This is a genomic window from Paenibacillus psychroresistens (assembly GCF_009728935.1).
Lineage (GTDB): Bacteria > Bacillota > Bacilli > Paenibacillales > NBRC-103111 > Paenibacillus_AC > Paenibacillus_AC psychroresistens.
This window is the reverse complement of sequence record NZ_CP034235.1, coordinates 4,665,588-4,679,947: the sequence shown is the minus strand read 5'-3', so window position 1 is coordinate 4,679,947 and position 14,360 is coordinate 4,665,588. Positions and strand designations below refer to the sequence as shown.

Genomic DNA, 14,360 nt, shown 5'->3' with positions numbered 1-14,360 from the left:
CAATCCCACGCTATTAATTTGGGGGTTGTCTTTTTTCTCAGGACTGATATATTGTTAATGGCAGGGGGGATGCTTGTGCTTAAAAATTCAAGAGTATTTCGCAGATTTTTAACATCTTATTTGATTATTTTGATCATACCAAGTATTGCAGGCTATATGTCGTACCGAACTTCGATTGAAGTTACGCAGTCGGTTTCGATCGAGAATAGCGTTACACAGCTTGAAAAAGCACAAGAAATTCTAGAACAGAGAATGGCAGAAGTAGCAGGATTCACCAGACAATTGGGATTAAACAGAGAACTAAATGTGCTGATGAACGAAAATCCCGGAGCAGACAAAACCAACGTTTATGGAATATGGCAGGTCATGACCGATAATATGGCTTTTACCCAAATCAATGATTTCTTACAGAACTTCTACATTTATTTAAAAAACTACAATGTTGTGCTGACTCAGGGGACTGCCTACTTTAGGCCTGAGCACTTTTATTTGGATTCTCGCTATAATGACGTTACTTTTGAAGAGTGGAAGAAGAATATTTTAGATAAAACACATAATAGTGAAATTACTCCGCTTGGAGACTTTACTTATAAAAAAACACCGCAGTCCAAAGTGATTACTTATATGCAATCGCTTCCTTTGGGAACCTATAGCAGTACATCACCTGCAGTTGTGGTAGTTATTATTGACGAGAAAATTATCGCAAATCTGCTATCGGGTTTGATTGAACGTTATGGCGGGTGGACACATATCAGTGATGCAGAAGGGCATACGATTAGTGAGAAAGGGATCGATGATAAAGCAATTGCGAAGCTATCGGCAGATTCCCATTTCGATAAAGGGAAGGTTAGTCAATTTTATGGCGATGACTTAGTGATCACAACCCGTTCGAAAACCAACGGATGGGTCTATAGAGCTGGAATTCCTAAAGCATCGCTAATGGAAAATGCCAATAAAATTAAATATATCTCCTGGTTGGTTACTGGAGTTGCCTTACTGATTGGCCTGTTGGCTGGTCTAGTACTCTCATACCGTAACAGTGTGCCTATTAATAGGCTCCTTAGTGTGATGAAGGACCAATTTGGTAAAGAGGAAATAGTTGGACGGAATGAATATGATTTTTTACAAGGTAATATAGCTAAAATTATTACGAATAACAAACGCTTAGAAACTGAGCTGAACCGACAATTCCCCTTGATTAGAGATGCTTTTTTGAAACGATTGATTGCCGGAGAGTTTCAAACGCGTGATGAAACTACAGCGGCAGCGTCTCAAGCAGATACAGGATTAAATTTGAATACAGGTTATGTAGGCATTCTCCAGATCCAAGGTTATTCAGGTATGGATAGTGTAGAAATTCTTAATGAATTAAGCGCAGCAAGGCTAATATTGAAGCAGGTTTTGCTTGATTTTGGCAGCCATATTCAAATGACAGATTTAGGCGCTGACCGAATTGTCACATTATTTACGATAAGCGATGGTGAAGCGGGTAAAACTCTGGAACGCAATGAAATTGCTGCTATTCTCGAGAAGCTTATGCAATATATTTTCTACGAATACAAGATAACGATAACTGCAGCCTTGGGCGAACCTTTTTCATCGGTAATGGAGGTCAGCCGTTCCTTTGAACAAGCTAGACAAGCCCTAGAGTATGCCGTTTATGTAAACAAAAAAGGCATTCTTTGGTTCAGTGATTCTCAAATGGAAAGTGCAACCTACTATTACCCTATAGATATGGAGTTACGTTTAATAAGTACGATAAGAGTAGGGGATATTGACGAAGCTAAGCGAATCGTACTCTCCATAATCACTCAGAATACCGAGAATAGAGAGTTATCCGTGGAAATGAAGCACCAATTGATCGGGGAGTTAAAAGGTACCTTGCTTAAATTGCTTGATCAAAAAGCCTTTCTCGAGTCAACAATCTTTGAGAATGTTAAAAATCGGATCATTGGGATTCAAGAGAATGAGGCCATTGAGCTGATCAAACGAGAAATTGATGGGATTATGGAAGCCTTGTGCGGGATCATTACAAGTAAAAAGAACGATGTGCATCTTAAAACCGTCGAACAAATCAATCAATACATCTCTGAAATGTATGGAGATGCCGATTTAAACCTATATCGGATTGCTGAACAAGTAGAACGCCCTGAGAAATATATCTCACAGCTATTTAAAGAGGTAACAGGAACTAATTTATCCGATCATTTAGAAAAAGTAAGAATGGATCATGCTGCCGCATTATTAAGTACAAATCAATATAACGTCGATGAAATTGCATTACGGGTTGGTTACAATAGTTCGCACTCCTTCCGGAGAGCATTTAAACGTGTATGGGGTGTTTCTCCAAGCTCCTATCGGCAATCTGTAGATTAACTCAAGTCCTGGCTGCATTACAGTCAGGGCTTTTCTTTTTGAGTACCCCTTTTGTTGGAGAATTGGACGTAAGTACGGTCAATTGCCCCCTCAAAATAGGGGTATTTGTACGTAAAATGACTCAAATGTACCTATTCAAGTGCTTGCTGAATCACATACAATCAGTCGTGTAGCAGAGTAGAAAGCGCTACCAAACATTAGAAGTACTATACAGAAGCTTTAATTAGGGGGTATTGATTTGGAGAAAGAAATTCTAACTAGTATTCAGCCAGTGGTGCGAAGGAACAAACCAGGCTTTATGCATGAAGCAAGAAAAAGCTTTAAAAAACACTGGCAATTATATCTGCTTATTGTTCCGCCAGTATTGTACTTTTTTATATTTAAATATTTACCCATGACAAATGCGGTTCTAGCTTTTAAGGATTACAACGTGATGAAAGGGATTTGGGGCAGTCCTTGGGTGGGTTTCCGGTTTTTTAGACTATTTTTTGACAATCCTTTATTCTGGCAATTGATCAAAAACACTTTGTTAATTAGTGGGTATCTCCTTATTATCGGGTTTCCGATTCCCATCATGCTAGCATTGGCGCTAAATGAAATCCGAAACGGGAAGTTCAAACGCTTTGTACAACTGGTTTCCTTTGCTCCTTATTTTATCTCAACGGTAGTTATGGTATCGATTATTATGTTATTTCTCTCACCGAGACTTGGCTTCGTTAATGTAGCGATGAATCATTTTGGGATGGATTCGATTGATTTCCTGGGAAAACCCGATATGTTTCGTGCCATTTACGTAACGTCGGATATTTGGCAAAATGCAGGCTATTCCGCTGTTATCTATATGGCGGCGCTTGCAGGAGTAGATTCTTCTCTTTACGAGGCAGCCCGTGTAGATGGAGCTTCTCGCTTCCAGAAAATCCGTCATATCGACATCCCTGGGATATTACCTACCATTACGATCATTCTTATACTAAACGTTGGTAGTATCATGGCAATTGGCTTTGAGAAAATGTATTTACTGCAAAATCCGCTTAATCTGGTGAATTCACAAATAATCTCAACTTATGTCTACGACATTGGTTTAAGAAATGCTAATTATAGCTTTGCTACTGCAGTTGGTTTATTTAATTCAATCATTAATCTAATCCTATTGATTTCAGTAAACACATTATCCAAGAAATTTACTAAAAACAGTCTGTGGTGAAAAGGAAGTGCAAAGATGGCGGCTATTTCAGCTAAGAAAACTACAATAAAAGATTCTTTAGGCGATAAAATATTTTTAATTTGTATATATGTGGTACTGAGCATTATAGTAGTTGTCGTTTTATATCCTCTGATTTATGTACTAAGCAGCTCCTTTAGCAGTCCAAATGCGGTAACCTCGGGTCGAGTTTGGCTATGGCCTGTCGAGCTGTCGTTAAAGGGATATGAAACTTTACTACGGACACCTCAAGTTGTAACCGGTTATGTAAATTCTCTGATATATACGACAGCAGGAGCGGCAATCAGTGTATTTTTAACCATTATGATTGCTTATCCGATCTCACGTAGAACTTTTTATGGGCGAACCATATTGATGATGTTGATTACGTTCACGCTATTATTTAACGGTGGTTTAATTCCAACCTACATGGTTGTCAAGCAAATGCATTTAATCGATACAAGGTGGGCAGTTTTGATTCCTAGTGCCGTATATGCCTATCAGGTTATTATTGCTCGAACATTCTTCCAATCCTCAATTCCTGATGAATTAATTGATGCCAGTGATATTGATGGCTGCAGTGATTTTAGATTTATCCGCAGTGTGGTTATCCCATTATCTAAACCGGTTATTGCGGTTCTAGCCTTATTCTATGCCGTTGGTCAGTGGAATGCCTACTTTGATGCCTTGATTTACCTTAAGTCGGATAAGCTCTTCCCGCTTCAGCTAATTCTAAGAAGCATTATTATTCTTAACAACAGCTCAAATGGTCAAGATGCCTTGAAACTAGTGGAAAGACAGCAGCTATCTGAATTATTAAAGTATTCATTAATCGTTGTTTCCAGTCTTCCAGTCCTAATGATCTATCCATTCGTACAGCGTTTCTTTACCCAGGGGTTATTGGTAGGTTCTGTGAAGGGCTAGTGAAATGGCTGTTAAAAAGCTATTATGAAAGGGGCGATTTATATGTAAGCGTATAAAGGTTTAAGAAACGTAAATTTTAATGAAGTAATGAAAACCTGAAAATTGAAAAGGGAGCGGATAAAATTGAAAAAGAGTCTATTGAGTTCATTGGTTTTGGTATTAATGGTTACGATTTTCCTAGCAGCATGTTCTAAAAAAGAGGATACTACACCTGCTGCAAGTACCGCAGCTAGCTCAGGAGCAACTGAAGCACCTGCTGCTGAAACAACTGCACCTGAAGCTACAAATGCTGCACCAGTAGATATTAAAGTTTTTGCAGTTCAAGAAACGGGTACAGAATTGAATACAAACGCATTTACTAAATTGCTTGAAGAAAAATTCAACGCTAAATTTAAATTTGAAACGGTTCCTGGTGATGGTGCCAAAGAAAAAAGACAAATTTCTTTAGCAAGTGGCGATTATCCAGAAGCGTATATCTTGACGGCTTATATTGACCAATTCACACAAGCTGATGTGGTTAAGTATGGTAAGCAAGGTGTTTTCCTTCCTTTGAATGATTTGATCGCACAATATGCACCGAATATTACAGCAGCTATGGAAGCTCACCCAGATTTGAAAGCGTATAATACTTCACCAGATGGTAATATCTATGGCTTGGTTTCTTACACGCAATGCTTCCATTGCTCGTATGCTAATAAAATGTGGTTAAACACTACATGGTTGGATAAATTAAAGCTTACAATGCCTACAACAACAGAAGAGTTCAAAACAGTGCTTAAAGCTTTCAAAAACAATGATCCAAATGGCAACGGTAAAAAAGATGAAGTTCCATTAAGCGGATCAAAAGAAGATTTTGGAGTTAGATTAATTCCTTTCTTAATGAATGGCTTTATCTATGATGACGATCGCAACTACTTGAACTTAGTAAACGGTAAAGTCGACACTGCAGCTAACAAACCAGAGTGGAAAGAAGGCCTTGCTTACATTAAATCCTTATATGATGAAGGTTTAATTGATCTAGGTGCATTTACACAAAACGCAGAAGCTTTCAAAAAGATTGGTGAAAACGGCAATGCTCAAATTCTTGGAGCAGGCGCAGGTATGCATCCAGCGATTTTCGTAAATATTGATGACGGTAATAAATATTCCAAAGATTATAACGCAGTTCCTCCTTTAACAGGTCCACATGCTTCATTTGCAACTCATGATGGTGGTGGTGTTACTCCAGGAGCAAAATTCGTAATTACGAATAAAGCTAGCAAAGAAGCACAAATTGCTTTAATCAAGATGGTAGATTATATGTATACACCAGAAGGTCAAACGAATTCATCATCAGGTAAAGAAGGCGTAATTTGGAGAAAACCAACAGCAGATGAAAAAGCATTGGGTAAAGATGTAGCTGCTGCATTCGCTCCAATTCCACAAGTTGATGGAGCTGCACCACATAACACTGGCTGGAGCGGAATGGGACATTTCTACCAACCAAAAGAATATAGAGATAGCTGGGTTGCTTCAACAGAAATTTACAAATCATCCGGTTATGAACGCAGACTTTATGATGCTACATTGTTGTACCAAGGCCACGAGCCAAAAGAGCTTTTCCCACTTTGGGCAGTTTGGGTAGATCCTGCGGATGCGGATGAGTCAACAATGCTGCAAACTAACATTAAGAATTATATCGAGCAAGGCGAGCTTCAATTTATTACAGGCAACAAAGATTTGAATAAGGATTGGGATGCTTATGTAAAAGGCTTGGATAACTTAAAGCTTAGCCGTTACCTTGAAATCATGCAAAAGGCTTATGATGCAACAGCAAAATAAGCAAGGTTAGTAACTAGATTAGGTGCTTTATTGCAAAATAAAGCACCTAATTTTTACTAGAAAATGACAGCGCTCACATAATTAAAGCTTTATCAATTGAACAATAAAAAGGAGTTGTATTATAGGTGAATAGCTTAATAAATAAAACGCGGTTTTGGCTTTTGGCCATTATCTTCTTTGCTGCTGCATTCCTTGCGGTTAACCCAAATTCAAATGTAGTGAAAGCTTCTAACAACGGTCTTGCTCAAAAGCCATTAATGGGCTGGAGCAGCTATAGTATGCAGGTTTACAGCAATGCTGGATCTACATGGATCAATGAAACACAGATTAAAGCACAATCGGATGCCATGCATACGATCCTTCAATCTCACGGCTACAATTATATCAATATTGATGCGGCTTGGAATGGAGGCATTGATGGATATGGACGTCCAGTGCCAAGCACGGCCTTATATCCAAGTGGATTTACGAACTTAGTCAATTATGTTCATGCCAATGGACAAAAAATCGGGATTTATATGATTCCCGGTATGTCACCAGCAGCTTATAATGCAGATTTGCCTGTTTTCGGAGCACCAGGCTGCACAATGCAGGATTTTGTTGTCACGCCATTAAGAACAGCAGATTATTGGAATATTGGTTATAAAATGGATTTCAGTAATCCCTGTGCACAGAGCTATATTAACTCGGTAGCGAATCTTATCGCTTCATGGGGCGTCGATTTTGTTAAATTCGATAGTGTAACACCAGGATCTGGGCATAACGATACTTCTATTGATTCACGTGACGATGTTACAGCATGGGCTGCAGCATTGCTTCCACATAATATCTGGTTCGAGCTTTCCTGGGCGTTGGATCATAATTACATAGACCTCTGGAAATCGAAAGCCAACGGCTGGCGAGTTAACTGGGATGTGGAAAGTTATGACCCCGGTGTTTCCTTAACAAATTGGGCTAGTAATGTCCGGCTTTTTCCAGATGCGGAGTTATGGTGGAGAGATGCGGGTCCAGGGGGATGGAATGATTTTGATTCCTTGGATATTGGTAATGGTGCGATGGATGGGTTGACTCAGGATGAACGGCGTACGGCTATGTCATTATGGTCGATGTCTTCAGCGCAATTGTACACAGGCAATGATTTGACCAATTTGGACGCATTTGGGATTAGTTTATTGACCAATGATGAGGTTATTGCGGTAAATCAGGCAGGTCATCCGGCACATCCAGTCGGAGCAGTTACGACTACTAACCAGCAGGTTTGGTACGCCAATAATGGCGACGGCAGCTATACAGTTGGCTTGTATAATCTCGGGAGTGCCGCTGCTACGGTTACTGTGAATTGGAACGATATTGGCTTGAATGGATCGGCAACCGTTAGAGATTTGTGGACGCATACCGACTTAGGCACATTTAATTCCAGCTTCAGCTCAACCAGCTTACCTTCCCATGCCTCGCGATTGCTTAGAGTCGTGACTAATGGCGGAACTGTAACAGCCAATAATGATGATACCTTGGTAAAATACACTGGTGCTTGGCAGAGAAGCTATAACAGAGGTTTTGGTGATTATCAGAATGATGTTCAATTCACTCAGACCAACAACGATTACTTCGAATATACGTTCAAAGGCACAGGCGTTGATGTGATTACAGAAAAAGATTCCTCCCAAGGAAATGTGGATATTTATGTAGATGGTGTATTTAAACAAACGGTTAGCACCTACAATGCTACGCGATTAGTCCAGCAAACCGTGTACAGCATTACCGGCTTGTCCAATGCTTCCCATACGATTAAGGGGGTGAAAAAGACAGGAACGTATATGCTGCTTGATAAATTAGTCTTTAGTGTTGCAACTCCGATTCCTATCAATGACACAGACGCTGGGATTACCTATTCTGGTTCATGGACTTTGAACGGCAGCAGAGGTTTTGGCGATTACAAGGATGATGTGCATTACACATCCACTAACAATGATTATTTTCAATATTCGTTTACTGGAACGGGTGTTGAGGTCGTAACTGAAAAGGATTCTGCTCAAGGGAATATAGACATTTATGTAGATGGTGTATTTAAACAAACCGTTAACACCTATAACGCAACCAGATTGGCTCAACAAACCGTGTATAGTATAACAGGCTTATCCAGTGGTTCACACACTATTAAAGGAATTAAGAAAACAGGCACTTATATGCTATTGGATCGCATAAGTTTTACGGGCGGCAGTAAGATTCAGTACAACAATACCGCTGCGGGCATGACATATTCAGGGACATGGACACTTAATGGAAATAGAGGTTTCGGCGATTATAACAATGATATCCACTATACTTCGACGAATAATGACTACGTTCAATTTACATTTATAGGCACAGGAATTGAATGGATTTCGGAAAAGGAAGCAGGACAAGGCGATGTAGATATCTATATTGACAATGTGTTTAAACAAACGGTTAGTACGTATAATGCGACCCGATTAACCCAACAAAGCTTGTACAGTATTACCGGATTGACCAATGCTTCGCATACCTTTAAAGCTGTGAAAAAAACAGGAACGTTTATGCTCACGGATTCATTAAGAGTTACTCCATAGGCTTAACTCATCATAGTCCCTCCTAGCAGTAATCGGGGAGGGTAACTTAATTTAGATAATAAAGGAGAGATAATAGATGACATTATTCAATAAAAAAACAAGGCTGCTGCTTTTGGTGATCATTTTTTATATGGCACAGCTAGCTATTCTAATTCCACAAACCAATGTTGTTAAAGCAGCTGATAACGGATTAGCTCAAAAACCTTTTATGGGCTGGAGCAGTTATAGTATGCAGGTTTATAGCAATGCTGGATCTACATGGATTTCCGCGGCGCAAATTAAAGCTCAATCCGACGCGATGCATACTAAGCTGCAAGCTCATGGCTACAATGCTATACATATAGATGCAGCATGGAACGGGGGGATGGATGGCTATGGCCGTCCGATACCTAGTACTACGCTTTATCCAAATGGCTTTCAAGAAGTCATCGATTATGTGCATAATAATGGGCAAACAATCGGTATTTATGGAATTCCAGGCCTGTCGCCACAAGCCTATAATGACGACCTGCCCATTTATGGAGCACCGGGCTGTACTATGCAAGATATTGCGGCGCAGCCTTTAGTAACAGGAGATTATTGGGGCATAGGTTATAAAATGGATTTCTCAAATCCTTGTGCTCAGAAATATATCAATTCGATTGCAGATCTTTATGGCGAGTGGGGCATTGATTTCCTCAAATTTGATAGCGTTACGCCAGGATCTGGACATAACGATACGAGCATTGATTCTCGTGATGATGTGAAAGCTTGGTCTCAGGCTTTGGCTCCGCACCATATCTGGTTTGAGCTTTCATGGGCTCTAGATCACAATTACGTAGATTTCTGGAAAAAATATGCTAATGGCTGGCGTGTGGATTGGGATGTGGAAAGCTATAAACCAGGTGTTTCTTTAACAGAATGGTCGAGCATATCCCGACTTTTCCCTATTGCAGCATTGTGGTGGCGAGATGCAGGGCCAGGAGGCTGGAATGATTTTGATTCGCTGAATGTTGGTAATGGCGCTATGGATGGTTTGACACAAGACGAGCGTCAGACTGCGATGAGTTTATGGTCTATGTCATCAGCCCAATTGTATACGGGAAATGATTTAACTAACTTAGACAGCTTTGGTATTCAGCTTCTGACGAACGATGAAGTGATTGCTGTTAATCAGGCGGGTAAACCGGCACATCCTTTATCCATGGAAACAGATCAACAGGTTTGGTATGCCAATAACGGGGATGGCAGCTACACCGTCGGACTTTATAACCTAGGAAGTTCGGCTGCAACCGTTTCTGTTAATTGGCAGGATATTGGCTTGAATGGGGCTGCTTCAGTCCGCGATCTTTGGAGCCACACGAATCTAGGCACTTTTAATTCAGGATTTAGTTCAGTTAATTTAGCTTCACATGCTTCTCGACTGTTTAAAGTAGTGTCGACTGGCGGTGCGAATACGTTAAATAACGACGATACGGGTATTAAATATACGGGTGATTGGACACGCAGCAGTGGTAGAGCACCAGCGGGATCAACCCAAGATCTGGCTATTACAGTAAGTGATTCTCTGGCACAGAACAGTACAATTAGTCCTTCAACTGGCAGCTTTGATAAAAAAACAGCTGTGCAGGCAGATGTCACGACAACCATGACACTTAGTGGAAATACACTAAGCAGCATAGCGAATAATGGAGCTAGCTTAGTGGCTGGCACAGATTACACCGTATCAGGCAACCAAGTTACGATTAAAAAGGAATACCTTGCAGCACGACAATTGGGAACAGTTAGCTTGAAGTTCACTTTTAGTGCAGGCAACCCACAAACCCTTACTATTACAGTAAGTGATTCATCGCTGCAGAACAGTAAAGTCAGTCCTTCTGCAGTAAGCTTCGATCAGAAGGCAGGAGCACAGGCCGATGTAGCACTGACTTTGGCGCTAAACGGCAATACATTAGAAAGCATTAATAACGGTACAACGAATCTTATTGCTGGTACAGATTATACGATCTCGGGCACAGTAGTCACTCTTAAGAAGGAATATTTAGCGGGCTTAGCAACAGGAACTACCAATATGACCTTTAGCTTTAATGCTGGAGCCGCCCAAACTGTTGCACTTATTGTCAGAAACTCAGCGATCGGTGGATCCATTTCACTCAATGATGATAATGCATCCATCACATACACCGGCACTTGGAATCATAGCACGGGTAGAGGAGTAGGCGATTATCAGAACGATGTGCATTGGACAGAAACGAATAACGATTCCTTTGAATATGCTTTTACAGGAACTGGGATTGAAATGATTACAGAACTGGATCCTTCACAGGGTGCAATGGATATCTATGTAGATAATGTGCTCAAACAAACCATAAGCACCAACAACATAGGCAGATTGGCTCAACAAACGGTATATTCGATTACTGGTTTGTCTGCTGGATCTCATACGTTCAAGGCTGTGAAAAAATCAGGATTCTTCATGCTATTAGATAAAATCAGAGTCATTACGGCTGATTTAATCACTCCATCGACTGCTAGCTTTGATAAAAAACCAGCCAATCAAGCCGATATTACGACAACTATGACCGTATATGGAAGCGTATATGGGAATAGTCTTAGCGGCATAACAAATGGCGGAGCAACATTAATTTCTGGTACAGATTACACTGTTGCAAGTGACCTAGTTACAGTGAAAAAGGCTTACCTTGCAGCCCAGCCGCTAGGAATAAACAACCTCGATTTCTCCTTTAGTGGAGGAGCAAATCAGACGCTTATTGTCACAATAAGCGATTCTGATACGCAGCTTAGTACAGTTTCTGTTAATGACAATGATCCAGGAATTACCTATTCAGGCTCATGGGGACATAGCACAGGCAGGGGACTAGGCGATTACTTGGATGATGTTCATTATACAGAGGCCAATGATGCTTACTTCGAATATGCCTTCTCTGGAACAGGAATTGATTTGATTACGGAAAAAGATTCCTCTCAAGGGGATGTCGATATTTATGTCGATAATGTATTCAAACAAACAGTGAGCACTTATAATGACAGCAGATTAATCCAACAAACGGTTTATAGCATCTCTGGACTTTCCAATGGCGCTCATACGATCAAGGCTGTGAAAAAGTCAGGCGGATATATGTTGTTGGACAAATTCAATGTTAGTGCACCTATCGTCATCAGCACTCCTAAGGTTTCGATAAATGATAATGATCCTGGGATTACTTACTCCGGTTCATGGGGACAAAGCACAGGTAGAGGACTAGGTGATTACCTGGATGATGTCCATTACACCGAAACTAATGATGCCTATTTTGAATATGCTTTTACCGGAACGGGATTTGATCTAATAACGGAAAAGGATTCTAATCAAGGTGATGTTGATGTCTATGTCGACAACGTATTGAAGCAAACGGTGAGCACATTTAATGCAAGTAGATTAGTCCAACAAACGGTTTATAGTGTATCTGGACTAAGCGATGGTTCACATACCGTTAAGGCTGTGAAAAAATCCGGCACTTATATGCTGCTAGATAAACTAAATATTATCGCAACAGTAGCTATTAGCCCTACTTCGCGAAGCTTCGATAAGAAGGTAAGTGCTCAGGCGGATGTCAGCACGACAATGACTCTGAATGGCAATACTTTAAGCAGCATTACAAACAGTGGAACTCCTCTAGTGTTGAACACGGACTATACGGTTTCCGGAAATGAGGTAACGATTAAGAAAGCGTACCTTGCTGGTAAGTCAGTAGGAACGACTAATTTAATTCTCACCTTTAGTGGAGGTGGGACATTGACGTTTGCTGTTGCAATAAGCGATTCAACGGAGCCTGTTAACCCGACGGTACCAGCTGCTGGAGCTTCTTATTCGCTCAATAATGACGATTCCCGAATTGCTTATACAGGTGCTTGGCAGAGAAGCAGCAATCGAGGATTAGGCGATTATCGCAATGACGTACAGTTCACAGAGGCTAACGATGCTTACTTCGAATATGCTTTCTCAGGAACTGGCATTGAATTGGTCACAGAAAAAGATGTCTCGCAGGGTGATATGGATATCTATGTGGATAATGTATTTAAGCAAACGGTAAGTGCCTATAGCCCGAATAGATTAGTCCAATATACTGTTTACAGTATTACGGGACTTTCAGATGGTGCTCATACACTTAAAGCGGTTAAAAAATCAGGATCTTATATGCTGTTGGATAAATTGAAAGTAATTGTCGCAGATCTTATCGGTCCAGCTACAGGAAGCTTTGATAAAGGATCGGCGGTAAAAACGGATGTCACTACAACCATCTTACAAAGCGCAACTCTCCTTACCCGAATAGTAAATGGTGATACAGCACTCGTGCTGGGCACTGACTATACGGTATCTGGCAGTACAATAACCATCAAGAAGGGATACCTAGCCGCGCAACCAGTAGGAACAACTAAACTGACTTTCTCATTCAGTGGGGATTATCAGGACGATGTTCATTTAACAACAGCTAACAATGATTATTATGAGTATTCTTTTAAAGGAACGGGGATTCAAGTCATTACAGAAAAAGCTTCAAACTTGGGCAATATCGATATTTACGTGGATGGGGTATTTAAGCAAACGATCAATACCTTTAATTCCACTAGATTAGTCCAACAAACCGTATATAGCCTTGCCGGATTGTCTAACACCGTGCATACGATCAAAGTTGTGAAAAAATCAGGTGCGTATATGCTGGCAGATAAACTGAGCTTTACTAGTTCACTGGCACCACTTCCCAATAAAGATGCAGTGGATGCAGACAAAGCTACATTGGCGATTGGATATACCATCCCAGACAGCTCAAGCAGCGTTACCCACAATTTAAGCTTGCCTTTAACGGGAGGGAATGGGACAACGATCAGCTGGTCCTCGGATAAAATATCGACCATTAGTGATAGTGGAATCGTAACTCGTCCAACCTTTACAAAAGGAGATAAATCCGTGGTTTTAACTGCGAAGATAAATAAAGGAAATGCAAAAGAGACTAAGAAGTTTACGGTAACAGTAACCAAATTAGCTCAATCGAATGCAGAAGCAGTGGCAGCGGACAAAGATTTGCTGGCGATTGGTTACATTAATCCGGACAAAGCGAACAGTGTAACTAAGAATATTACTTTACCTTTGGTTGGAAGCAATGGCACAACCATTAGCTGGTCTTCGAATAAACCAACGACAATTAGTAATAATGGCACAGTAGTCCGTCCAGTGTTTGAAAGCGGAAATAAAGACGTAACGTTAACAGCGACGATTACTAAAGGAAGCAGCAATGAGACGAAGAAGTTTAATCTGACAGTGAAGAAGCTGGATAAAACTCACAACCATCACTAATAGGTAAGGATTTATAATGATAAGTACGAGGCCCCTCTTGAAAAAGGGGTCTTATCTTTTAGTTGAGTTTCATCCATCATACATGATATATTCGTGATTGAAGGATGGTGAGCAG

The 14,360-nt window shown here is 40.5% G+C and carries 6 protein-coding genes; all 6 read left to right on the top strand.

Features of this window, described 5'->3' with window-relative positions:
- The first annotated feature begins 69 nt into the window (after nt 1-69).
- Entirely contained in the window at nt 70-2,376 is a 2,307-nt protein-coding gene (locus tag EHS13_RS21455) for a helix-turn-helix domain-containing protein (RefSeq protein ID WP_227013466.1), read from the top strand.
- Nucleotides 2,377-2,674: 298 nt separating this feature from the next.
- A complete protein-coding gene (locus EHS13_RS21450) occupies nt 2,675-3,580 on the top strand; it encodes an ABC transporter permease (protein WP_155705464.1) in 906 nt (301 codons plus the stop codon).
- 15 nt (nt 3,581-3,595) lie between these two features.
- Nucleotides 3,596-4,501 (top strand): carbohydrate ABC transporter permease, encoded by a 906-nt coding sequence (locus EHS13_RS21445; protein WP_155702349.1) that lies wholly within the window; start codon nt 3,596-3,598, stop codon nt 4,499-4,501.
- Between the two features lie 123 nt (nt 4,502-4,624).
- Nucleotides 4,625-6,322, top strand: coding sequence for an extracellular solute-binding protein (locus EHS13_RS21440; RefSeq protein ID WP_227013465.1), 1,698 nt, complete (start codon nt 4,625-4,627; stop codon nt 6,320-6,322).
- Between the two features lie 125 nt (nt 6,323-6,447).
- Entirely contained in the window at nt 6,448-8,910 is a 2,463-nt protein-coding gene (locus EHS13_RS21435) for a glycoside hydrolase family 27 protein (protein WP_227013464.1), read from the top strand.
- A 76-nt stretch (nt 8,911-8,986) separates the two neighbouring features.
- Entirely contained in the window at nt 8,987-14,245 is a 5,259-nt protein-coding gene (locus EHS13_RS21430) for a X2-like carbohydrate binding domain-containing protein (protein ID WP_155702348.1), read from the top strand.
- The last annotated feature ends 115 nt before the right edge of the window (nt 14,246-14,360 follow it).